Genomic DNA, 22,976 nt, shown 5'->3' on the forward strand with positions numbered 1-22,976 from the left:
GGAATGCGGGCGTTGTCGTTTCTCATCCTGTTGAAACCCTGCTGGACACTTGCAGGAGGACTGAACAATACTGACGACAAACAAACGTTTGAATTTGCACTGACCAGCAGCGTGTCAAGACAGCCTAATGACAAGCCCAGCCCAAAATAAAAAAGAGACCAGATCGCCATGACCGAACGCTTGCCGGATACCTGCCCCGCTACTGCCAGTGCGCTTTCAACAGCGCCACAGAATCACGACACGGCACAACACCCCGCCCGCTCAAATGGTGAACACGAGTACGAGATTGCGGCGGCAGACGGCTATCGCCTCGCGGCGAGCGTGCATGAGCCTGACCTGCATCGCGCCAGCGTAAAGGGCGTCGTCCTTCTCCACCCCGCCACTGGCGTGCCGCAGTCCATCTATCGCGCCTTCGCGCAGGCGCTGGCCAGCCGCGGCTTCCAAGTGGTGCGCTACGACTATCGCGGCATCGGCCGCTCGGCGCCTCCCACACTGCGTGGCTTCGCCGCCAGCATGTCCACCTGGATCGATCAGGATGTCGAGGGCGTGACCCGCTGGGCCGCACAGCGCTGGCCAGAGTTGCCGCTTCTGGCAGTGGGCCACAGCATCGGTGGTCACGCCGTGGGCCTGAGTGACTCGAGCCGCCTGCTGAGTGCCGCGGCGCTGGTGGCCTCCCACGCAGGCTGCCTGCATTTCATCAAGCCGCTTGGCGAGCGCCTTCGGGTCACGGCCCTGCTCAAGGTGATCGGTCCACTGACATCGCGCACCCTGGGCTATGTGCCGGGGCGGCGACTCGGCATCGGCGAGAACCTGCCCCGCGGCGTCGCCCTTGAGTGGAGTCGCTGGACCAGCCTGCCACGCTACTTCTTCGATGATCCTTCCATGCAGGCCGAGCGCCGTTTCGCCAGAGTCACCCAGCCGTTGCTGGTATTGGGCTTTGACGATGACCCTTGGGCGACGGCCCCCGGCATTGATCTGCTGACCGGCTATTTCACGCAAGCCACATTGGAGCGCCATCAGATCGACCCACGCCAACACGCTACGGGGCCCATCGGGCATATGGGGTTCTTTCGCCGCCAGCATCGAGACAGCCACTGGCCGCTGATGATCGACTGGCTGGAACGCCAGGCAGCAGCCGCTCGGAAGGAATGAAGCCGCCAATGCGAGTTCCATGGCCGCAATACGCAAGACGGCAGCCCGAGGGCTGCCGCTGTCATGCTGTCGTCGTCATTCTGCCGTTGTCGTACTGTCGCTGTCTGTCTGCAAGACACCACATCAATCGGGCTGTCGGAATATCACGAACTCGTGCTCACATTGCGGGCATTGCCCCGAGTAGACCGCCCCGGACTTGCTCAGGCGTACGCTGTGATGCTCGCAGGCCGGACAGCCCTGCTTGAGTGATGTATTGGCGTTGCAGACCCGACATTTGACGTAATAGCCGTAGGGGCCGTAACGCCCCAGCAGTGCATCTTTTTCCTGACATTTCTGGCACTGGACTCGCACTTCCGGTGGCGCTTGCGTGGTGGCGGAAGCCTTCAGGCGTGCGGTGATTCTGTCGAGATGCTCGCTCAACTGTGGCGAGGCCAGACACGCTTCAGGCATTGGCGACCCGACAGGTGCCTCGGCTGACGGCGCTGATGTTTCGGCTCCGGATTCGGCTTTGGGCAGAGCGACGCTCTCGGCGCTTGCCTTCACCTCATTGACTGCCGCAGCAGCGGGGATGGCAACTGCCACTGCATTCGAATCGCCTCCCTGCCTCTTTTTACAGCGTTCCTGGCGGCCGCGCTCCTGTTCGCCACGCCCATTGCTGCCAAGAAAATTGTCGCCAATGCCATTGCCGCCATGAGTACTGTAGCCCGCGCCGTTGTTACCGAGATCTTTGTTAGCGAGGTCTTTGTTGGCGAGGGCTTTGCTGTCAGATTCGCGGATACTACCCTCATTGACCGCCCATCGACTCGCGGTACTGTCAGCGGCGTCTGGTGTCTTCGCTGCCGGCTGCGGGCGACGGCTCACCTCGCGACGAACGCTCTCGACGGCATGCGCGCGACGCGAACGAGCGTCCTGCTTGAGCAGGAACTCGCTGACACGTTCAAGCTCATCCTTGGTGAACTCCGGACGCGTATCGAACAGCAAGGCACGCTTGACCATCGAGCGCGCCCCGATCAGACCACTGACCTGCTCGTGGAGAAACTCCGGCTTCACCACCTGAGCCGAGACCCCCTTGGCCATATCGTCACGGTGCACGATGGCATTGCTTGAGACGGCGCACAGCACTTTCCATTGTCGACCGGCAAAGCCGCCTTGCAGCCCCAGGGTCTTGTTCATCAAACGAGCGCGATGCTCGATCAACAGGCGCTTGAGAATATCCTGCTGCAATTCCGCCTGACGCAGTGGTGACTTGAGCCCAGACCAATTGCCCCGATAGCTGCGCTGCCATTCACCTGCCGCATTGACCCTGACTTCACCAGTGATGCTTTTCGACTCGATGATGATGAAGCCGAAGGGATGCATGACCAGATGATCGATCTGGGCATTCTCTTCACCATGTTTCAGTCGCAGATCATTGAAGATCACGACCTCGGGGTCGTCCCCGAAGGCACGCCGTAGATGGAAGGCCACATCCTCTTCCTGGCGGTGACCATATCTGGCGCGCTCATCGTCGCCACTGTAGGCCTCTTTTTCCTTGGCTATCATCTGCTCGTCCCTGAAGCGCTGATTACATCCTTCTCAGCCCAATATATCGCTATTGCCCGTAAAATACGCCATGCAACATGCGTCAATAAACAGATTTCATCAAGAGATTATAAACTTTATTTAAATCAGCCCGACTTCACTGCCATGCTTCAGGTGCGGGATAATCGTTAAAACTCTGTGCCAGGACAAATCAGCGCCCCTTTATCCGCTGTTGTCAGGGCAAGTCTGGGGCGCCAGACATCAGCCACTCACAGCGTCAGGCGGGTGGCGAGAAACTCGACGAAGGCGCTGATGCGTGGCGACAGCGTGCTGTTGCGGTAATAGACCGCCTGGATCTGCTCGCGGGGATTGGGACTCTGGACCTGCCCGGGCAACACTTCCACCAGAGCGCCGGTCTTGAGATCATTGCCCAGCATGAAGCGCGAGATCAGGGCGATACCATGTCCCGCCAGGCACAGCTGACGCATGACTTCGCCACTGGTGGTCGGCAGATGAGGGGTCGTGTCGAAGCCCTGTGCGGCACCCTTGAGCGGCCAGCGATTGAGACGACTGGGGGGCAGGAACCCCAGCAGCTGATGGGCCTGCAGCGCCGCGACACTGGACGGCACGCCATGCTCGGCCAGATAGGCAGGGCTTGCGACCAGATGCAGCGTGGAGCGGCCCAGTACCTTGGCGTGCAGCGTGGAGTCATCCAGCTCGCCGATGCGGATGGCCACATCGGTACGCTGTTCCAGCAGATTGATGATGTCATCGGCCGCTGACAGCTCCAGCGCGATGCCGGGATAGCAACGGGAGAACTCCGCGACCAGCGGCACCAGTTGATGCAGCACGAAGGGGCTCGCGGCATCGACGCGCAGCCGCCCGCTGGGCTGATCGCGCTGCTGCAACAGAGCCTCTTCGGCACTGCCGAGCAGCAACAAGCCCTCGCGCACGCGCTCGACGAAGCCGCGCCCCTCATCGGTCAGTGCCACGCTGCGTGTGGTGCGATTCAGCAGCGGCGTTTCCAGCTCACCCTCCAGGCGCTGGATGGCCCGCGATACCTTGGCCACCGGAATGTTCAACCGATTGGCGGCGGCGCTGAAGCCCCCGCTATCCACCACGGCCAGTAGCAACTCGAGGTCATCCGAACGGCTGCGCATGCTGTGATCTCCTTGAAAGTGCAAGATGCATGGTCCCATGCATCTTTGCAGAAATCACAATAATCATCCGCATCAGGATCGCTTTTGCAATATTGCTTGCCGATAAAATCACCCAGCAAAAGGATCGCCTAGAACCCGCCACGCCGACGCTCTCCGGGGCGCAACATCCTGACGCGTGCCTTGGGCGTGCGCCGCGGCAATGAAGGTGGCGCAGGAGGCGTCTCCAACTGATCAGAAGGGGGAACATCGCTGGTGCCGATCGAGCCGCCCAGCGTCGTCGCGAATTCCGAGCACCGAGAAGGCTTGTCCTCGATTGGTGCGTGCGAATTCCCACCTTTCTCAGCCGCCGTACCATCGACCCTATCCTCAGATGCCGAGCCATTGCCCTCTCCTCCCGATAAGGATGGGCCATGCCCATGACCTGCGGGCTGCGAAGCCAGTGGAGGAGGCGAAATGATCACCCAGGCAAAGGTCGGCAAGGTCAAATGCCAATAGATCGCCGGCAGGCGAATCGCCAGTATCAGCACGATGGCAGCGCCGGTGGCCCACGCCAGGCCAACGCCAGCCTCGAGAAGCGCGATATAGAGAATGCCACCCGCCAGCGACGCGGAGGCATAGATTTCCTGACGCAGCACCATCGGTACACGACGTGCGAGCACATCGCGGATCATGCCACCCGCCACGCCGCTCATGGTGCCCATCAGGACGGCCACGATGCCATCCACGCCCAGCATGCGCGCCTTGTGTGCGCCCAACACCGTAAACAGCGCCAACCCGAAGGCATCGGTGACCGGTAGGAAAACCCGCGTCAGGCGATGGATATAATGAAAGCCGAGCGTCGCCACCAGCACCGTCAACAGGATGACCCACAGATAGATCGGCTGCTCGACCCAGAACACCGGGCCGATCCCCAGCACGAGATCACGCAGCGTACCACCGCCGATACCGGTCACGGCACCCAGTACCAGCATGCCGATCGGGTCCATGCGTGAACGGCACGCCACGACGACACCGGTCAGGGCAAAGATCATCACACCGGCCAGGTCGAGCCAGGTTATCCAGTTCATTCTCGTGAAGCCTCCTGCAGTGCGCTGGCGTGCGCATGAAACAATGGCGTATATGCTTGTCGCGAACCGTGATGGCCTCTTCTGCCAAGTCGTCTGCTGCGATGGCGTTTCGGCGCAGCGGCGCGATCATACTCCCTTTGGCGGCTTTTTTTGCGCCCTCATGTCATCCGCGCCACCTTCAGGGAGCGCAGGATGGTGGGCCGCTTCAGGGCGAGACCTGACCACGGCGGGCGGTCGCGCTGGGCGGCTCCCCGAATCGCTGACGATAGGCACGCGAGAAGTGCGCCAGATGCGCGAACCCGACGCCGAGGGCCGCCTGGGAAACGCTGCGACTGCTGTCGGCCAATACACACCGCGCATGATCCAGGCGCATGCCGAGATAGCGCTGCTTGGGCGTTTCCTCAAAATGCGCCATGAACAGACGCGTCAACTGGCGCTGGGATTGGCCGACCAGACGGCAGATGTCGGGGATCGAGAGCACCTGGGCAAGATTGGCCTCCATCACGGCCAGCGCCTTGACCACACTACGTGGCAGCGAATCGTCTCGAGTGCTGACCGCAGCAGGCGTGGCCAGATGTCCGCGCTGATGCACCAGCTGCCACCCGACGGCGTCCGCCAGCGACGGCCCGTACAGAAACTCGATCCACGCCAGCATCATGTCGATACTGGCCGCGCCGCCAGACCCCGTCAGCCGCTCGCCCTGCCATTCATAGTCGGCCTGACTGATCTCGAGTTGAGGAAATTCCTCGCGAAAGGCCGGCACGCTCTCCCAATGCAGGGCGACCCGATGACCGGCGAGCACCCCGGCGCGCGCCAGAATGAAGGGAGCGGTGTCCAAGCCTCCCAACCAGGCGCCGTGGGCTGCCAGATGACGAATCACGCCACGCGCCTGGCTGCCGACGCTGACTTCCGGCCCGTAGGATGACACCACCATCAAGCGCGTCTGCGCCCCACCCTGGCCACCCGACGACGGCTCATCGACCAGAGACGACAAGGCACCATCGACGTCGATGCGTACGCCATTGCTGGCCACGACAGCCTCGCCATCACTGGACAGCAGGCGCCAGGCGAACAGCGGCCGTCCGAAGCGATTGGCGACCCGTAGCGGTTCCAGCAGACAAAACAACGTCAACATCGAGAAGCGCGGCACCAACCAGACATTCAGCGTGTGCTCGGCGGCCCCCGGCGCCAGCAGCGGCGGTGAATCCGGGCGCGGATACGGCGCCAGCAGCGGCGGTGAATCCGGGCGCGGATACGGCGCAGAGAGAGACTCCGACGCCGACGCTCGAGGAAGCATGAGGAATGGCGCGGGCTGTTCTGAAAGCCCGGAGGATTCAGAGGGGGCGGACTGCGGTTCAGACATGAGGCAAATTTCATCAACCTGTGGCCATTTTCCTCAACCTTACCCGTGTCATGCATTCGAGGTAAGTGGCACAGGGTTGAGACAGGTCACACCGGATGAAACATGATGCTGTACCCCGCTCACAGGCAGGGTGCAGCAACAGGCGTTCGATCATTCCCCGTCACTATCGCGAAATGCAGTTGCGATGCTCAGCCGTGCTTCTCTGCTGCGGCCTCAATCGTGATCCCAGGTGTTGATCATCGCGCCGAGTGATTCGAGGTCTCGAGGCCACCTGAACGTGGCAATACCTGTTCAGTTTCGAAGTCATCTGGATTGGGAGGCGCTACCTCCTGCATCTGTCGCGCGGATTGCAACAGGATGACGCCCACCAGAATGATCGCCATTGCCAGCAGGTCGAGTCCGCGGATGGGCTCTCCTATCAGCAGCACACCGATGATGACGGCGACCACCGGAGGCAGGTAGGTTACACCAGAGGCCTTGATGGCGCCAAGTTCGCCGACGATGAAGTAATAAAGCACATAGGCCACGCCGGTTCCCAACACCCCGAGGCCGATTACCAGCCCGGTCAAGGCAACGCCGTCGTTGCTCAGCGCCAGGATACCCTCAAGATCAATGACAGCGAGCAGCAGCAGAGTGGCTATCCCAGTCTGATAAGTAGCCAGGGCCAGCGAAGGGATCGCCAACGGCATCACGAAGCGCTTGGCATAGACGAATGACAAGCCGACACACAACGCGCCGCCAAGCATGGCAGCCACGCCCGCCAACGAGACATCCGCCTGCAGCCCCTGCCATGGGCGGGCAATCAACGCGATACCGATGATGCCGAGCAAGGTGGCGGTGATCGAACGTGCATTGATCGGCTCGTTGCGCAGGAACAGGGCCGCCGCCACGAAGGTGAAGAGCGGAATGGCGCCGCTGAGCATGCCCGCGACACTCGACAGCAATACCGAACTGCCATAGGCGAATGCCAGGTAGTACAGCGCCCTCGCCAACAGCGCCATGACAACGAAGTGATGTAGATGGCGCCAGTGCGCCCGGTGCAGGACGCCTTGGCAGGCAGCATAAAGGGCCAAGGGGATGAAGCCTGCCACGACACGCAGCAGTGTCACCTGACCCGGGGTGATCCACTCCGCTGCCCATTTCATGAACAGGAAGTTGCTGCCCCAGATGATACCGAGCGCCAGAAAGGCAAGATGTGCCGAGAATCGTGAGCGAGGCATGGGGGACTCCTTGTGGCGAGGATACTTGGGGAGCCAACCACATGGCACCCCTGGCGATAGCGCCATGTGGGGGGCGATAGCGTCATGTGAGGCCGGCGGCACCATGTTTGGCCGGCGGCACCATGTTTGGCCGATAGCGCCATGTTCGGCTGTGCTCCGCGTCGCGACAAGCGTGCATTATTTGCATTACCGTGTAGAAAATCTTCACTCTCATCTCATTAGGCGACACTCGTGGTGCGCCGGCTTCACGCTCGGATAGCGTGCTGGTGCCGAAGGGGTATCGTCGCCCTCGGCCGGCCAAGCGCCCATGGCGCTTAACATGAGCCTGAACATGAGCACGCCCCTGAACATGAGCAAGAACCTGAACACGAAACTGCGCCTGGGCGCGCTGCCGGCCTTTGATGCAGCAGCGCGCCATCTCAACTTTCGCCGCGCGGCGCAAGAGCTGTCGCTCACCCAGAGCGCCGTGGCGCAGCGTGTACGCGAGCTGGAAACACAGCTCGGGATAAAGCTTTTCCATCGTCTCCCGCGTGGTCTGGCATTGACTCACGCGGGCCAGCGCTTCCATGAGCAGATCGCCCTGGCGCTGGGCAATATCGATAAGGCCGTGCGCGATGTCATCCATGACCCCGCTGACACCACCCTGTCATTGAGCGTCCCCCCCTCCTTTGCCGCCAAGTGGCTGATGCCCCGTCTGGCAAGCTTTCGCCACGCACATCCCGAATGGCAACTGCGGGTACATGCAAGCGAGGGCCTTTCGAATCTGCATCAGGACGGGGTCGATCTCGCCATCCGCCAGGGCTATGGCCAGCATGACGCCGGACTCAAGGCAATATGGTTGACGGGGCTTGAGCGTATCGCCGTTTGCAGTCCCGGCTATCGGGAACAGCTGGGCGAGCGACTGGATAGGCTCGATATGCGCGGGTGCGTATTGATCGAGGACAGCCATCAGGGGTGGCATACCTTTGCGGCGCACTTCTCGGGCCTGGAGAAGGCCGATCGCCTCTGGGTCAATCACACCAGTCTCGCGATCGATGCCGCTCTGGCGGATCAGGGTATCGCGCTGACACCGCGCCTGATGGCGGCGGAAGGCATCGCGAAGGGGCAACTGGTCACCCTGTGTGGCCTGCCGGATCAGGGCCAGGGATTCCATCTGGTCTACCCCGGCGCACGGGCGCATCAGGCAGAGCAGATCATGCTGCCGTGGCTTCGCCAGCAGCTGGGGCTGTCACACAAGACGTGAGCGAACACCCCCTTGGGCGCTCGACCCAGACTCCACAACGACACAACGACACAACGACATCACCACATCACCACGACGCTAGCCGGCGAAGGCTCGGCCCAGCGCTTGCTGATTCTGCTGAGCAAACAGCTCGCAGCGATCTCGCCCCGAGGCCTTGGCACGATAAAGCGCCTCATCCGCCTGCTTCAGGATGGTCTCGAAGCTGCAGTTCTGGCCGGTGCCTGTGGCAGAAACCCCGATACTGACGGTGGCAATATCGTGGCGTGAATTCCCCGCGTGCGAAAGCGCCAGGTCGCGAACATGGCGGCAAATCTCTTCTGCGCGAGCCAGTGCCTGCTGCGATGTACAAAATGGAAGTAGCACCACGAACTCCTCACCCCCGAAACGCGCCACGATATCGACATCAGGGTGCACACTTTCAGAGATGGCCGTCGCGATACGCTTGAGGCACTGGTCCCCTTTCACGTGGCCGTAGTGGTCGTTGTAGGCCTTGAAATGGTCGACATCGATCATGGCCACAGCGCACTGGAGTCGACTGCCGGCCTGCTTGCCGGGCAGGGAGTTCACGAGACTGTCGAAGTGACGCCGGTTATAGACTTCGGTCAAGGGGTCGATCGATGCCAGACGCCGAAACTCTTCACTCTTTTCAGTGAACTCCTCGACCCTGAGCTGCTCGCGTAGCAGCAACAGGTAGGCAAGACGCTCGGCCTTTTCGCTGCGTAGATTGGCAATGATCGAAAACAGAGTAATGGAAAAGAACACCATGAAGGCCATCAAGCCCGCCGAATCGGAAGGCGTGGGATGCGTGGTAACCAGATACAGCATCACGCTGAAATGAAAGATCGAGGAGCACAGGGCATACCAGAAGCGCAGCTGAAACAGGACATTGCCCACCAGCACGATAAGACCGAGTGCGAACAGGTCGAGGAAGGAATGCGCAGAGGCTGACACCTGAAGCAACAAGGCAGTCAAAATCATCGCGAGGCAGATGAGCCCAGTCATCAACATCTCACGCATAATCGGTGAAACGCCACGCTTGAGCACGTATAGGCCGAACAAGGTGATGGGTGTCATGACCCCGACGCGAATGACGATGGCTTCCCGCATGTGGTCCGGTCGCAAATACCAGTCATTGAACAGAAACAACACATAGATACCTATCGCCACCAACCCCATCAAGGCGAGCTTATGACTACGAGCCTGATGAATATCCTGCTCGAAGCGGGCCTCAATCTCGACCGGGAAACGCACTCCAGGACCGCCCTTATGCTGTATCTGTCGTTCCACCTGCACCATCAGGTCATTCATTAACATCCCCTCCAAGAGGAGTGACAATCAATGAGCTCATTCTAGGTGTGGCGATTCAGATCGTTAAGCAATCAGATACAAACGTGACAATCGTTCACAACCTCGCCATACGCAGAGTCTGTCAACATATTTCAGACAACTGTTCTTGAGCCAAACGCTCGGTTATCAGCGGAGTGATGCCCCCCGACATCACTCCGCCATGACCTACCAGGCTGCTTATCAGCGCTTGAGACTCCAAGGGGCCGCGATGCGGAAGAAGCGCAACGTCACCGCCTCATCCACCGGCCGGGTCAGCAATGACACCAGCACGAAGACCGGCAGGTTGAGCATCAGCCCCCAGAAACCGGCATGCAGGCCCAGCGGATGCGGCCATACGACGGTAAACAGCACCGTGACCACGAAGCCGGCACTGATGCCGCTGATGACACCTGACGCCGAAGCGCGCGGCCAGAAGAACATGCCTAGAAATGCCGGCAATACCTGAGAGGCAAAGCCCAGCCCGATCAAGAGGATCATCACCAGGTTGCCCGGCTCCCAGATCGCAAGCGGCGCCACGATCAGGAACATCACCGGGAAGATCAGCCAGCGCGCCAGCCTGCCAGCGCGTTGGTCATCAAGCTTGAGGCCCGGCTGCAGCACATCACGACTCAAGCTCAGGGCCACCGAGTGGATGAAGGGCTCGCTTGAGGACATCGAGGCCGCCAGCGTGCCCGCGCCCAACAGACCCACCAGCCAGACCGGCATGTTGGCCATCGCGTATTCGAGCACCACGGTGTCGGCGCGCGCAAGCTCTGGCAGGCTATAGATACCGATGAAGCCGACCACCACCAGCGGCAGGATCACCACATAGTAGGTCGGCAGCCAGCTGGCACTGCGGCGGATGGTGTCGGCGGAGGCGGCACTCATCCATTGGGTCCATACCGGCGGCATGAAGGACAGCATCGAGACGATGATCGAGGTGGTCCAGAAGCTGAAGCTCATGTCGCCGCCGGCGCCGGGCAGACGCAGATACTCCGGGTGGCTGGCCTCAAGACGCGTGAACACGCCACTGAACCCCCATTCGCCGGTGGAGAGATAGGCCGCCCACAGGCCGATCACCCAGGCAACGACCAGCATCAACACGCCCTGGAAGGCATTGGTACGCCCGATGGCGCGCTGGCCGCTGACGAACAGATAGACGGCAATCGCGCTGAGCACCAGTAACACGCCAGCCCAGAGCGGAATGCGCCCGCCGCTCATCACCAGCAGGATGTAGGCCGAGCCGATGGTCTGCAGGACCGCATAGGCGATGGAGGCAATCGACATCACCAGCGCCGACAGCGCGCCCAGCAGCGGGCTTTGATAGCGGTCCGCGATCGCGCTTGCCTGGGTGACATGACCGAACTGCTCGCCGAACTTCCACACCTTGGGGCCGAAGTACCAGGCCACCAGCGCCAGATAGGCCAGATAGATGGCGACATAGAACACCGGCACGCCCTTGCTGTAGGCCCAGCCCGGCGCGCCCATGAAGGTATAGGCACTGACGCTGCCGGCGGCGATCAACAGATAGAGCGTCACAGGCCCCATCGAGCGCCCGGCAACTCCCCACTGCTCCAGCGTGTCCATGCGCCGGCCGCCCCGCGCCCCGAGACCGATGGCCATGGCGAGGACGACATACCCTAGGGTGACCAGCAAGGGCACGCTGTCATGCACGGGCGAAAAGGCATGCGGATCAATCACGCGGCGCCTCCGTCTCATTCGCCAGCGGGTCCTTGGTCATCAGGCCTTTGGCCCACGGGCCTTTCGTCAGCGCGTCGTCACCGTGGCGACGGCGCAACAGGCAATTGCCCAGCAGCATCGCACCACTGCAGGCGAAGATGATCAGGTAACTCCAGATGATCAAGGACGGCATGCCCCACAACAGGGTCTGCTGGTTGATCCAGCCGATCACCGGCCAGACGCCCATCACGACCAGTAGCAGGAAGATCACCAGCAGGCTCCAGCCCCGCCAGGTCGAGGGCACGACGAGGCGTGGCAAGGAACAGGGGGTCTCTGCAGCCCGGGCATCAGGCTGAGAGGAAGACAAGGTGTCAGGCGCGGCCAAGACGATCTCCGATGTGAACAGGGAGTGAATGAAAATTCTCGGCGCGCAGTGTAGCCGCTGCGCCCCGCCCTGTGGAGTCACCCTGGTGAATCCCGCTGTTGAGTCGCCCGGTTGAATCAGCCAGTGGCGCCACGTGACACGAAATCGCGCTCGATAAGGCGACACAAGCTGACAGGGACAGCCGCTGCAAGGATGGGAAGAAAAGAAGCTCTCAAGGGTCGTCTTTACGAAAACTGCAAAAGTCTTTCATCATTTGGCGCGTTTATCACAAAGGTAACTCACGGCAGACTGCACAGCATCCAAGACCCACCCATTGCTGATGGAGAACTGCCATGCCCCTTGCCCTGCTGGCGCTGACATTGAGCGCCTTTGCCATCGGGACCACCGAGTTCGTGATCGTCGGACTGGTACCCACCATCGCTCAGGATCTGAGCGTCTCTCTGCCTTCCGCTGGCCTGCTGGTCAGCCTGTATGCCGTCGGTGTCGCCATCGGCGCCCCCGTGCTGACCGCCATGACCGGCCGCTTCAATCGCAAGCTGGTACTGCTGGGGCTGATGGCACTGTTCATCGCCGGCAACCTGCTGGCTTGGCAGGCACCCAGCTATAGCTCGCTGATCACGGCGCGCATCCTGACTGGCCTGGCCCACGGGGTCTTCTTCTCCATCGGCTCCACCATCGCGACAAGCCTGGTGAGCAAGGACAAGGAAGCCAGTGCGATCGCCATCATGTTCACCGGCCTGACCGTGGCTCTGGTCACTGGCGTGCCGCTGGGCACCTGGATCGGTCAGCACTTCGGCTGGCGCGCCACCTTCCTCGTGGTCTCGGTCCTCGGCGTGCTGGCACTGATCGGTAGCGCCATTCTGGTGCCCAACAATCTCAAGAAGAACGTACCGGCCACCTTCGCCCAACAGCTCAAGGTGCTGACTCATCCGCGCCTGCTGCTGGTCTATCTGATCACCATTCTCGGCTACGGCGGCACCTTCACGGCCTTCACCTATCTGGCCCCGCTGCTGCAGAACGTCAGTGGCTTCAATGAAGGCGCCATCAGTCTGATCATGCTGGTCTACGGTGTCTCGGTCGCCATCGGCAACATCCAGGGCGGCAAGCTGGCCGACCGCATGGGCCCGATTCGCGCCCTGACCCTGATCTTCGGTGGCCTGATCGTCATCCTCGGCGTGCTGACCTTCACTGCCGCCAACCCGATCACCGCCGTGATCACCATACTGATCTGGGGTGCCTTCGCCTTCGGCAACGTGCCGGGCCTGCAGGTCTACGTCGTACAACAGGCCGAACGCTTCGTGCCGCAGGCCGTTGATGTGGCCTCCGGCCTCAACATCGCCGCCTTCAACATCGGCATCGCGCTGGGCTCCATCGTCGGTGGCCAGGTGGTCTCCTCGATGGCACTGACCGACACCGCCTGGATCGGCGCGCTGATCGTCACCGCTGCCCTGCTGCTGACCCTGCTGGCCGGTCGCCTCGACAAGCGTCACGCGTCTTCCATCGCGACCGCCTGACTCGTCACCTGCCCGCCCGCAGCCTAATGCCATCACGACGTGCCCCCGATTCCGACAGCTCAGCCTGCTGGCTCGGGGGCACCGTCGTCTACATACCCACTTGCTGAAGGATTCCATCATGATCTCCCCGACCCGCCCGCTGGATCGCCTCACCCAAGGCCCCCTGACCCTGGGCGTCGAACTGCCTCTCGACAATGACTGGGTCCGCACTGACAGAGCCCCCTCCACGCCCTTCGGCGTGCCTGACATGCGCGCCCATGCCGAGCTGATCAAACAGGTCGACAGGCTCGGCTTCCGCGCCGCCTGGCTGCGTGACGTGCCGCTGTTCGACCCCGCCTTCGGCGATGCCGGTCAGGTCTTCGAGCTGTTCACCTACCTGGGCTATCTGGCCAGTCACACCGACAACCTGCTGCTGGGTACCGCCGCCGCGGTGCTGCCGCTGCGCCAGCCGTGGCTGGTGAGAAAGGCCGCCGCCAGCGTGCAGGCCCTGAGCGAAGACCGCCTGCTGCTGGGCGTCGCCAGTGGCGACCGACCGGCGGAATATCCACTGTTCGGCGAGGAGTTCGCGACCCGTGGCGCCGCCTTCCGTCACGCGGTGGATGTCATCAAGGGCCAGGCGGATGATGCCCTGCGTGAAGGTCAGGCCATCCTGCCTGCCGCAACGCGCCCGCCGCTGTTGAGTGCCGGGCTCTCGCAGCAGACGCCGGAGTGGATCGGCCGCGAGATGGACGGCTGGCTGGCCTACCCAGGCACACCGGACGATCACATCCGCCGCGCGGCGCTCTGGCGTCAGGTCGCCGGCGACAAGCCCTACGTCAGTTTCATCCACCTCAATCTGGAAGAAGACCCGCACGCCCCGGTGCGTCGTCATCGCTTCGGGTTGTCGAGTGGCCGCCTTGCCCTCATGGAAGAACTGTCTGCCATGCAGAATGCCGGGGTAAATCACATCGGCTTCCACCTGCGTCGCAATCGCCGCCCGCTCACGGAAACCCTCGAGGAACTGGGTCGTGAGGTGCTGCCGCACTTTTCATGAGGCTGATGGTTCACACTGATCTGCCCCCGCCATGGCGCAAAGGATTACCGTTCACGCTTGCAAGGAGATCCCATGTCAGATTCCACAGAGACCACTACCCCGCAAGACATCAGTCACAGCGCCACTCGGGTACCCGCCTGGATATGGCAAGGCCCGGGAGAGCCTGAGGCGCTCGAGCAGTCAGAGGTGGACATCGGTGCCCCGGGTGACGACGAGGTACTGGTCGCCACACGTGCCATCGGCCTCAATCCCGTCGACTGGAAGTTCATGGCGATGGACAGCGAGCTGTGGCAAGCCGGCCAGATACCCGGCGTCGATGCCTCCGGCGAGGTGATTGCCTGCGGTGCCAATGTCCGCCACGTATCGCCGGGCGATCGCATCGCGGTCCACACCACTCTGGCGGGGCCGGGCACCTTCAGCAAACGCCTGCGTGTCCCGGCGCGCGCCGTGATGCGCCTGCCCGTCACCCTGGGCTTCAATGACGCCGCCGCCTTCCCGTGCCCGGCACTGACCGCCTGGCTTGCCATCGACAAGCTGCCCGTCAAGACCGGGCGACGCCTGCTGATCACCGGCGCCTCCGGCAGCGTGGGCCGCTGGTTGATCCAGCTGGCCAGACAGCGCAACTTCCACGTCATTGGCGTTGCCTCCGAGAAGCGCCACACGGACCTGAAGGCGCTGGGCGCCGACGAGACGCTTGCGGACGCCGAGCAACTGGACGCGCCGGTCTTCGCCGTGATCGACACCGTCAATGGTGATCACGCCCACAAGATGACCCGCCATCTGGGGGCCAATGGCCACATCGTCTGCATTCAGGACCGTCTGGAGCAGGCGGCCACGCCAGCCTTCGATCGCGCCATCTCGCAGCATGAAGTCGCGCTGGGTGCCCTGCACTGGGCGGGTGATGACGAGGACTGGGCACGCCTGGTCGAGGCGGGGGAAGGTCTGCTCGAAGCGATTGCCGATGGCTCCATGAATCAGCCGGCGCCCTGCGTCGAGTCGTTCACGGCACTGCCGACCTGTCTCGCCGAGCTGAAGGGCGGTGAGCGTCGCGCCCTGAAATTCGTTATCACGGCCAACGAATGAGGTGCATTGCGGGAGGCTCAGGTCGAGAAATGCAGCATTGTTGCGAAAACGGCACTTGACTGATGCGTAGGTACGCCATTGTCGCGCCACTTTTACAGCCCCAGTAAACACGACACCACACATGGAAACGCTCCCGTCATTCACGACGGAAACGTCAACAGGAGTTACCGCATGTCGACTACCCTACCGAATCCCGGCTTTGGCACTTTCCGTCTGGAAGGCGATGTCCTGCGTGACAGCATGCAGGCAGCGCTGGACGCCGGTTATCGTCACTTCGATACCGCTCAGTTCTACGGCAACGAAGCCGAAGTGGGACAGGTGCTCGCCGACAGCGGCATTCCGCGCAGCGAGCTGTTCGTCACCACCAAGATCTGGCACGACCGCCTGCAGCCGGGCGACCTGGAGAAGAGCGTCGAAGAGAGCCTTGAAAAGCTCAAGATGGACTACGTCGACCTGCTGCTGATTCACTGGCCGTCGCCGAATGACGAGGTGGCCATGGAGGATTACCTGCCGGCACTCGCCAAGCTCAAGGCTCAGGGCAAGGCCCGTCACATCGGCGTCTCCAACTTCACCTGTGCCCAGTTAGAACGCGCAGTGGGCATTCTGGGGCGTGACGAGCTGATGACCAATCAGGTCGAGGTGCATCCCTTCCTGCAGAACCGCAAGGTACTCGACAAGTGCCACGAGCTGGGTATTCAGGTCACCGCCTTCATGCCACTGGCTGTCGGCAAGGTGATGGATGACGACACCCTCAAGGCCATCGCCGAACGCCACGATGTAAGCCCCGCGCAGATCGCGCTGGCATGGCTCAATATGCAGGACATCGTCACCTTCCCGTCCTCCACCAAGGCGAAGAACATCAAGAGCAACTTCGAGGCCTTCTCGCTGACACTGACCGGCGAGGACATGGCCAAGATTGCCGAGCTGGATCGCGGCGAACGTATCGCCAACCCGGACTTCGCACCCGACTGGGACTGATGACCCTCAGGCCTGTGCCTGATGCCACGTCAAAGAAATGAAAAGGCCTCCCTCGGGAGGCCTTTTGCGTTGCTGTCCAAGGATACTGGCAGACAGACCCCGATCCCGCTCGCACGAATTTGACGTGTTATTCGCATCCTCACGCCTTATGGGAGGTAGCCCCTATCTTTTCATTCGTCTGTGAGAGCGGACCGAGATGACGTTCCATCACTTGACGCTTGCCTATCAATCCACGGTCCAATAGTCTCGGCCACAAACTATTGAGCACAGCGAAGGATCGCTCTGCCCACCCTATCGTTTGACGCACTTGTCCACTAGCCAACTGCTTCACCACAAGTCTCGCAACGCTTTCTGGCTCATCAATGGCATTGCCCAATGCCGCGTTCATCTGCTCAACATGTTGTGGATTGATGGGAGTACGAGTTGCCCGAGGTGCAATGTACTGTATCTTCACGGAACTGCCCGCGAGCTCTCGCGCCAATGCCTCACTGAACCCCCTGAGTCCTGCCTTCGAGGCACAATAGGCAACATTGCCAGGGTGGCCGATATGACCAAGCATCGACCCCACCAGCATCAACTGTGCTTTTTCTGCCAACGCCAGGATCGGCAAGAGCTGCTGGGTCAGCAAGATCGTGCTGGTCAAGTTGATGTCGAGCAATCGTTCCACCTTCTCGCTCGACTGTTGGGCAAACCAGCCAACCTCATTCACACCCGCCAGATGTACCACCAGAAAAGGTCGCTGAGACTGAGGACAGGTCAATAGTGCATCACTCAATGCCTCACGGGCACTGACGTGGGTCAGATCAAGTGCCAGCAAGCTGGTTACCACGCGCTTGGGCAACTCATCACGCAATGCCTCCAACGTGTCACGACGACGCCCTACCAACCATAGTTCACAGCCGAGCCTCGCCAGCTCATGGGCCAGTGCCCGTCCTATCCCGCCACTGGCCCCTGTGATCAATACTCTGGATGCGTGAAGCGAGTGGCTCATGCCAACGCCTCCTTCTCCATGGCGCAATCCGCTGCAAGCGCCGCATCAGTCCAGTGGAATGCATCCTCGAGCGCAGCCTGATGGACACTGGAATAGAGATGATAGAAGGCCTTGGCGGCATGGATAATTGCCTGCTGCTCTCCTTCATCGGTGATACTGTCCATGAGGTTGGCGAAGAACTCCATGTGAGAGATATCAAGCTCGCCATGAGAAAAAAGATAGTGGAAGGCATCATCTCCAAGCCCCAGACTGTCACGCACGGCTCGTCCGGCCCCGCTGGCCACAGCAGTACTGGTCCCCTCCAGCACCAGCACCATCCCGAACATGCTGAGTGGATGACGCCGACGTATGCTGTCGTAGGCATAAGCCACCATCAGCTCGGTTGCCAACAGTGGCGCTCGTTGCACCGCCCTCTCACGAGGGACTCCCGTCGCAGCGAGATCATCCAGTACCCAATGCTCGTGCCCCTTCTCTTCATCAATGTATTCCGCGACGGCCATACGCAGCGCGTCTCGCGAGACATGAGCGGGTTCTGACAACTGCGCCCCACAGGCCATCATGAGCGATACGGTATGGCGCACATGGTGATAGGCTTGAGCCAGGAAGGCGCGATATTCCGCCAGGGTGATCTGACCATTCAGTGCACGGGCCACCAGAGGACCGGATAGCAACTTCTCGCGTTCCGTGGCCGTGGCAGCGACCAACTGGCGGTAGAACCCATCAGGCCGGCCATTGTCGGAGGGGATGCCAGCTCCAGAGGCAGCAGGAGTCTGAGTAGCGACTTCGCCAGTATCCGCCTGCCGATTGACAGATTGGTATGATGAGACGTTGTTGTTTAAGGACATGATCATTTCCTCAGGAAGCACTGTGATGACGTGACAATACGTCAGACTCTTGGGAAGAAGAGGGGCAGGGATAAACGGTCGATGGCGTCGAGATGCGTTGAGCCAATCGCTTGAGATCATCACCACGCCGTTCACGAATACGCGCGCGCCTGAGGCGCCCGTTATCCGTCATTTCACCACTGGCAATCGATAATGGCTGCGTGGTATCCGGTGATGCTTCCAGTACCTGCCAGGCAACAAGTCGGGCGTAATCAGGCAAACGAGAATTGAGCAGGGTAATCGCTCGAGCAATGGCATCCTCCGTACACGTGGAGTCTCCGTTGAGCACCGGTGCCAGCAAGGCAATCAATCCGCATAGACCATCACCCTCCACGAAGGCCTGTCGGATACCGGGAATGAGTGCCAGCTCTGCCTCGATCCATCCTGGCGAGACATTTCGGCCCGAGGAAAGGATCAGCACGTCTCTTTGTCGCCCTTCCAGACACCAGCCCCCGGTTTCGAGACAGCGAGCAAGGTCACCACTGGGCCATGGCTGATCGGCTGACAAGGGATTAAGTTCCCCCAGATAGCCCAGCATGCGACGGCCGTGGATCATCAGCTGTCCCGTATCATCGAGTGAGAGATTCAGGCCCTCAAGCGGCTGCCCGACACTGTCAATTTCGCCTTTTTCCTCCCCAGGTAACGACAGACACACCACGGACCCCAATTCCGACAAGCCATATCCCTGGGCGACCGGCAGGCCAAGCCTTATGGCACGCGCCAGCAGCGAAGCGGGGACCTTGGCTCCACCGACCGCGACCAGCGTCAGTGAGTTGCGCCAAGGTGACTCAATCGGTGAGCTCTCACACAATGCAACCAATACCTGCAGCAGATTAGGGACCAGAATCAGGCTCTGGGGCCGACGTTCATCAAGCCAGGATTCAAGCGTCAGGGCATTGAGCCCTCCACTACCAATCAATCCAGTGCAACTAGCGGTATCCACGATGGCGCAGCGGCCTTGCCACAGTGCCAGCAGACCACCAGCGAGGTTCTCCAGTAGCACTGCCAGCGGCAGGAGAACGCCATGCCGCTTGAGCGTCACGGGCTCCAATCGTACCGATAGACCCTCAAGAACCTTTTCAAGATGCTCAAGCGACAGACAGACTCCCTTGGGCGCCCCTGTCGTCCCAGAAGTGAACGTGATCAATGCAGTGCCGGCAGGGACGGCAGCAGGGACGGATGAGCGCTGTATCAGATAGACCGCCTCACCCTTTTCCAGCGACAGACAGCGGGACCTCCATTCGCCCTCGCCAATCTCATGATCCAGCTGAGCATGCCATGACTCATCGGCCAGACTCTCATTGGAAACTTCTAAATTGACCAGACGAGTCAACGCCCCCGGTTCAGCGCTCGCGATGGCATCAAGTGCCGTAGTAGCCAACAGATGTTGGCACTGTTCGGAACTGAAGAAATTCGCAATAGGGGTAACGACAATACCCGCCCGCCAGGCGGCAAGTTGGATGACAAGCCACTGCGGACTGTTGTCCCCCGCCAACCCCAGATGGCGAATACCAACGGCATTGAAGGCGCCTCCAAGTACCTCGATCGCCTCCCATAGTTGCTTTGCCGTGTAATCTCGATCCTCATGGATGGCATCGCGCCCTATCAGCAAGACTCGCGCAGGGTCGACCTCGGACAGGAGCTCTAGCGTCTCCAGCAGTCGTGAGTTCATCTCAGCACCCTCCGTTAGTGGTAGGAAATGCCGGGAATGGTGAAAGACTTGTCTGCAGAAAGCGTGGTGCTCCAGCCAGCAATCGGCGTCCCAAGGGAGAGCTGCCCATACGCTGAGCCTCATCCAAGGGACGAATCACGACGACGCGAGGATCATGTGCATAATAGCTTCCCCAATCATCCTGACTGTCAAGGCATGTGGGATCGGCCTTGCCCATATCACGCATGGCGATACCCAGACGTGACAGACCATTTCTCACCTCGCGCGAAGCCGTCACCACCAGCCACTCGACCTCGAGACTCGCCAGCACCTCAACCAGAGCCAACATCAGCATCCGTCCTGCACCCGCAGTGGCGCTGCATAGTGCACCGATTTCCATGATCTGATGCCGTTCGATCTGACGTTGCTCAGTGTCGGCCAGCAGCGTCTCGATGCGAACTCCAAGATAGGCTTCCACCCTCAAGGGACCTTCATCGGCGCGCATCAGCCCAGTCACTGCATGAATGTCGACATCTCCGATATCAAGCGAATGGCCATCCTCTGGCTCACCCTGCATCACCAGTAGACGAGAATAGTGGACGTGAATGCGCGCACTATGGTGACGCTGGAAACAAGCTTTCACGAAGGCCTCTGCCTGAGGCCGGCCAGCTATATCGCACCAATACAACTCGTTGCGCACCGTGACATCGGATGGCGCTGGCGTCTCTGAAAACGAAGTCCCTGTTGCGACAAGAGAAGAACTACTGGAACGGATAACAGGCGAAACATCATTGCTGACCGCAACCGTCGCTGTCGTAAGCTGAGAGCTTGAAAATTCCATGGGGCACCTCATCGAGGAAGATGTCCCCAGACTAGGGTCGCCAGCTTAGCGAAGGCTTAAGACAGGAAAAAAGATCGTCACTAGGAAATGCACGGCCTGAGAGGTAACCGTGCATGTCATTCTGCAAGCCAGGTCGATGGCCACAGAGAGGATTCCGGGATCAGAGTTTCTTTTGCGCCAGAACGCTACTCGTTACCGGAAGTGAGTGAACCCGAGTGATGCTCTGCGTACCGGGGCGCGGTGAAGCCAAGTCATGCTCATGCAGCAGATAGATCACCGTTCGCGCCTTGAACCAACCCTCCAGACGCTGTGCCATACGCTGTGTGGTGCGCGCATCCAGGCCGGAAAAGGGTTCGTCCAGAATCAGCAATCCCGGGTCCGTCAGCACGAGACGCGCCAACCCCAGGCGCCGCGCCTGCCCCCCCGAGACCTGCCGGCCGCCCTCACCCACTCGGGTGGCGAGCCCCTGCGGCAACTGGCGTGCCCACCCGGCAAGGTCCACCGCTTCCAGAGCCTGCCAGACCTGCGCATCGCTGGCCTGACGCGCGCCCAGTCGCAGGTTGTCGGCAAGGCTAGCATCCAGCAGCTCCACCTGCTGGGTCAGACAGCCCACCGCATGGGAAAGCGCCTCGGGCGAACAGGCCTCGATGGGCTGATCATTGAGCAGGATGCTGCCGCTCTGCAGGCGCGTCTGACCAGTCAGCAAGGCCGCCAGCGTCGACTTGCCGGAACCGGATGCTCCACAGATGGCCAGTTGGGTACCTGGGACGATATCAAGCGTTACCTCATGCAGCGCCTCGAACCAGGCACCGGGATAACGCCACGACACCTGCTGTATCTGTACCCAGACGGCTCCGCTGGCCAGAGCCTGCTGCCCCTTCAGCGCGCGAGTGGCGAAGGACAGCTCATTGAGACGTTCGGCAGCCCCCAGGCTGGCGCCGGCCTGGGTGAAGGCAGCAGGCAAACCCGCCAGGCCCTCACTCAAGGCCATGGCCGCGAGCGGCAGCATGACCATCACCGCCGGTGTCAGTCGCTCATCCGCCATCCCCTGCATGGCGGCCGCCAGCAACAGCAGCCACGCAAGGCCGATCACCAGACTGGCCAGCCCGTTGCCGATGGCCGCGATCACCGCCAAACGCCACTGATCCTTCAACAGCCGCGATTCGATCTCGTCCAGCCGCTGGCGGGCACTGCCCAGCGCCGCATAGGCTTCAAGCTCCGCCTGACCGCGTAGCGTTTCCATCAGTGCCGAGCGCAACGCCTCCAGGGTCGTGACGCGTCGTCGACTGGCAGCCAGCCCCCAGCGCGCCTGGCCCAGCGTCAACCAGGCCCAGCCCAGCACGAGGAGTCCCGCCAGCCACGCCGCCGTTACCGGCAGCCAGACAGCGACCAGCCCCACCAAGACCGCGATCAGCCCCAGCGCCATCAGTGGCGGCGCTGCCAGACGCAGGTAAAGCGCATCCAGGGTGTCGATATCCGCGGTGAGGCGATTGAGCCAGTCACTGGAACGCCGCGCCGCCACCCGCGCGGGGTCCATCGTCACCAGTGCGGCAAACGCCGTGCCGCGTAGACTGGCCAACAGACGCAGGATGGTGTCGTGGTTGTAGAGCCGCTCCAGATAGCGCGACACGGTGCGCACGACGGCGAACAGTCGAATGCCGCTGCCCGGGGTGTAGACATCGAGTGTCATGGCCGCGCCAGCGGCCAACGCCGCCCCCGTCAGGGCGGACGCGGTGATGAACCAGCCAGACACCGCCAACAGGCCGAGCGCCGAGCAGGCCGTGAGCAGCATCAGCACCACGCCGAGTATCAGGCGACGGCGATAGCGATCATGCAGACGCCACCAGGGAGCCAAGCGCGTAAGCGCCTCGCGCAAGGTCACAC

At 61.3% G+C, this 22,976-nt stretch carries 18 protein-coding genes and 1 pseudogene; 6 read left to right on the top strand and 13 right to left on the bottom strand.

Annotated features, from left to right (window positions below):
* Positions 1-168 precede the first annotated feature (168 nt).
* Positions 169-1,152, top strand: coding sequence for an alpha/beta fold hydrolase (locus tag FLM52_10270; protein NVN56174.1), 984 nt, complete (start codon positions 169-171; stop codon positions 1,150-1,152).
* A gap of 123 nt (positions 1,153-1,275) precedes the next feature.
* Here FLM52_10270 and FLM52_10275 read toward each other — a convergent pair whose 3' ends face one another.
* The 5 genes from FLM52_10275 to FLM52_10295 form a co-directional block, all read right to left on the bottom strand.
* Positions 1,276-2,694, bottom strand: coding sequence for an NERD domain-containing protein (locus FLM52_10275; protein ID NVN56175.1), 1,419 nt, complete (start codon positions 2,692-2,694; stop codon positions 1,276-1,278).
* Positions 2,695-2,942: 248 nt separating this feature from the next.
* On the bottom strand, positions 2,943-3,833 hold the full coding sequence (locus FLM52_10280) for a LysR family transcriptional regulator (protein NVN56176.1): 891 nt from the start codon (positions 3,831-3,833) through the stop codon (positions 2,943-2,945).
* Positions 3,834-3,961: 128 nt separating this feature from the next.
* The gene (locus tag FLM52_10285) at positions 3,962-4,900 is read right to left on the bottom strand and encodes a trimeric intracellular cation channel family protein (protein NVN56177.1); all 939 of its coding nucleotides are present in this window, start codon (positions 4,898-4,900) and stop codon (positions 3,962-3,964) included.
* Between the two features lie 205 nt (positions 4,901-5,105).
* Positions 5,106-6,197 carry a helix-turn-helix domain-containing protein gene (locus FLM52_10290; GenBank protein ID NVN56178.1) on the bottom strand — a complete coding sequence of 364 codons (1,092 nt, stop codon included), beginning with the start codon at positions 6,195-6,197 and terminating at the stop codon, positions 5,106-5,108.
* 302 nt (positions 6,198-6,499) lie between these two features.
* Complete coding sequence (locus FLM52_10295; GenBank protein ID NVN56179.1) at positions 6,500-7,483, bottom strand: DMT family transporter; 984 nt, start codon at positions 7,481-7,483, stop codon at positions 6,500-6,502.
* Positions 7,484-7,790: 307 nt separating this feature from the next.
* Here FLM52_10295 and FLM52_10300 point away from each other — a divergent pair, with 307 nt between their 5' ends.
* The gene (locus tag FLM52_10300) at positions 7,791-8,726 is read left to right on the top strand and encodes a LysR family transcriptional regulator (protein ID NVN56180.1); all 936 of its coding nucleotides are present in this window, start codon (positions 7,791-7,793) and stop codon (positions 8,724-8,726) included.
* Between the two features lie 78 nt (positions 8,727-8,804).
* On the opposite strand, the gene FLM52_10305 is transcribed toward FLM52_10300, so the two are convergent.
* From FLM52_10305 to FLM52_10315, 3 genes and pseudogenes are all read right to left on the bottom strand, one after another.
* A complete protein-coding gene (locus FLM52_10305) occupies positions 8,805-10,061 on the bottom strand; it encodes a GGDEF domain-containing protein (GenBank protein NVN56181.1) in 1,257 nt (418 codons plus the stop codon).
* A gap of 192 nt (positions 10,062-10,253) precedes the next feature.
* A complete protein-coding gene (locus FLM52_10310; GenBank protein ID NVN56182.1) occupies positions 10,254-11,771 on the bottom strand; it encodes a sodium:solute symporter family protein in 1,518 nt (505 codons plus the stop codon).
* 58 nt (positions 11,772-11,829) lie between these two features.
* Positions 11,830-12,051, bottom strand: a pseudogene (locus FLM52_10315) (hypothetical protein).
* 398 nt (positions 12,052-12,449) lie between these two features.
* Here FLM52_10315 and FLM52_10320 point away from each other — a divergent pair.
* From FLM52_10320 to dkgB, 4 genes are all read left to right on the top strand, one after another.
* Complete coding sequence (locus FLM52_10320; protein NVN56183.1) at positions 12,450-13,631, top strand: MFS transporter; 1,182 nt, start codon at positions 12,450-12,452, stop codon at positions 13,629-13,631.
* A 118-nt stretch (positions 13,632-13,749) separates the two neighbouring features.
* On the top strand, positions 13,750-14,664 hold the full coding sequence (locus tag FLM52_10325; protein NVN56184.1) for a TIGR03571 family LLM class oxidoreductase: 915 nt from the start codon (positions 13,750-13,752) through the stop codon (positions 14,662-14,664).
* A 72-nt stretch (positions 14,665-14,736) separates the two neighbouring features.
* Complete coding sequence (locus FLM52_10330; GenBank protein NVN56185.1) at positions 14,737-15,747, top strand: alcohol dehydrogenase; 1,011 nt, start codon at positions 14,737-14,739, stop codon at positions 15,745-15,747.
* Positions 15,748-15,918: 171 nt separating this feature from the next.
* Complete coding sequence (gene dkgB, locus FLM52_10335) at positions 15,919-16,725, top strand: 2,5-didehydrogluconate reductase DkgB (GenBank protein NVN56186.1); 807 nt, start codon at positions 15,919-15,921, stop codon at positions 16,723-16,725.
* A 139-nt stretch (positions 16,726-16,864) separates the two neighbouring features.
* Here the strand turns inward: dkgB and FLM52_10340 are convergent, their stop codons facing one another.
* From FLM52_10340 to cydC, 5 genes are all read right to left on the bottom strand, one after another.
* A complete protein-coding gene (locus FLM52_10340) occupies positions 16,865-17,716 on the bottom strand; it encodes an SDR family oxidoreductase (GenBank protein NVN56187.1) in 852 nt (283 codons plus the stop codon).
* Positions 17,713-18,561: an iron-containing redox enzyme family protein gene (locus FLM52_10345; protein ID NVN56188.1), complete on the bottom strand. Its 849-nt coding sequence runs from the start codon at positions 18,559-18,561 to the stop codon at positions 17,713-17,715. The genes FLM52_10340 and FLM52_10345 overlap by 4 nt, the downstream gene beginning before the upstream one ends.
* A gap of 10 nt (positions 18,562-18,571) precedes the next feature.
* The gene (locus tag FLM52_10350; GenBank protein ID NVN56189.1) at positions 18,572-20,395 is read right to left on the bottom strand and encodes a long-chain fatty acid--CoA ligase; all 1,824 of its coding nucleotides are present in this window, start codon (positions 20,393-20,395) and stop codon (positions 18,572-18,574) included.
* On the bottom strand, positions 20,274-21,104 hold the full coding sequence (locus FLM52_10355; protein ID NVN56190.1) for a hypothetical protein: 831 nt from the start codon (positions 21,102-21,104) through the stop codon (positions 20,274-20,276). Before FLM52_10355 ends, FLM52_10350 begins: the two co-directional genes overlap by 122 nt.
* Before the next feature lie 148 nt (positions 21,105-21,252).
* Complete coding sequence (cydC, locus tag FLM52_10360) at positions 21,253-22,974, bottom strand: thiol reductant ABC exporter subunit CydC (protein NVN56191.1); 1,722 nt, start codon at positions 22,972-22,974, stop codon at positions 21,253-21,255.
* Positions 22,975-22,976: the final 2 nt, after the last annotated feature.

The organism is bacterium Scap17, assembly GCA_013376735.1.
In the GTDB taxonomy this organism is placed as follows: Bacteria; Pseudomonadota; Gammaproteobacteria; order Pseudomonadales; family Halomonadaceae; genus Cobetia.

Excerpts from the sequence above, each read along its gene's own strand:
- FLM52_10290 (NVN56178.1), bottom strand. The coding sequence starts at position 6,197 with ATGCTTCCTCGAGCGTCGGCGTCGGAGTCTCTCTCTGCGCCGTATCCG.
- FLM52_10340 (NVN56187.1), bottom strand. The coding sequence starts at position 17,716 with ATGAGCCACTCGCTTCACGCATCCAGAGTATTGATCACAGGGGCCAGT.
- FLM52_10280 (NVN56176.1), bottom strand. The coding sequence starts at position 3,833 with ATGCGCAGCCGTTCGGATGACCTCGAGTTGCTACTGGCCGTGGTGGAT.
- FLM52_10275 (NVN56175.1), bottom strand. The coding sequence starts at position 2,694 with ATGATAGCCAAGGAAAAAGAGGCCTACAGTGGCGACGATGAGCGCGCC.
- FLM52_10285 (NVN56177.1), bottom strand. The coding sequence starts at position 4,900 with ATGAACTGGATAACCTGGCTCGACCTGGCCGGTGTGATGATCTTTGCC.
- FLM52_10350 (NVN56189.1), bottom strand. The coding sequence starts at position 20,395 with ATGAGGCTCAGCGTATGGGCAGCTCTCCCTTGGGACGCCGATTGCTGG.
- FLM52_10300 (NVN56180.1), top strand. The coding sequence starts at position 7,791 with ATGGCGCTTAACATGAGCCTGAACATGAGCACGCCCCTGAACATGAGC.
- FLM52_10310 (NVN56182.1), bottom strand. The coding sequence starts at position 11,771 with ATGAGACGGAGGCGCCGCGTGATTGATCCGCATGCCTTTTCGCCCGTG.
- dkgB (NVN56186.1), top strand. The coding sequence starts at position 15,919 with ATGTCGACTACCCTACCGAATCCCGGCTTTGGCACTTTCCGTCTGGAA.
- FLM52_10330 (NVN56185.1), top strand. The coding sequence starts at position 14,737 with ATGTCAGATTCCACAGAGACCACTACCCCGCAAGACATCAGTCACAGC.
- FLM52_10355 (NVN56190.1), bottom strand. The coding sequence starts at position 21,104 with ATGAGGTGCCCCATGGAATTTTCAAGCTCTCAGCTTACGACAGCGACG.
- FLM52_10270 (NVN56174.1), top strand. The coding sequence starts at position 169 with ATGACCGAACGCTTGCCGGATACCTGCCCCGCTACTGCCAGTGCGCTT.
- FLM52_10320 (NVN56183.1), top strand. The coding sequence starts at position 12,450 with ATGCCCCTTGCCCTGCTGGCGCTGACATTGAGCGCCTTTGCCATCGGG.
- FLM52_10345 (NVN56188.1), bottom strand. The coding sequence starts at position 18,561 with ATGTCCTTAAACAACAACGTCTCATCATACCAATCTGTCAATCGGCAG.
- FLM52_10295 (NVN56179.1), bottom strand. The coding sequence starts at position 7,483 with ATGCCTCGCTCACGATTCTCGGCACATCTTGCCTTTCTGGCGCTCGGT.
- FLM52_10325 (NVN56184.1), top strand. The coding sequence starts at position 13,750 with ATGATCTCCCCGACCCGCCCGCTGGATCGCCTCACCCAAGGCCCCCTG.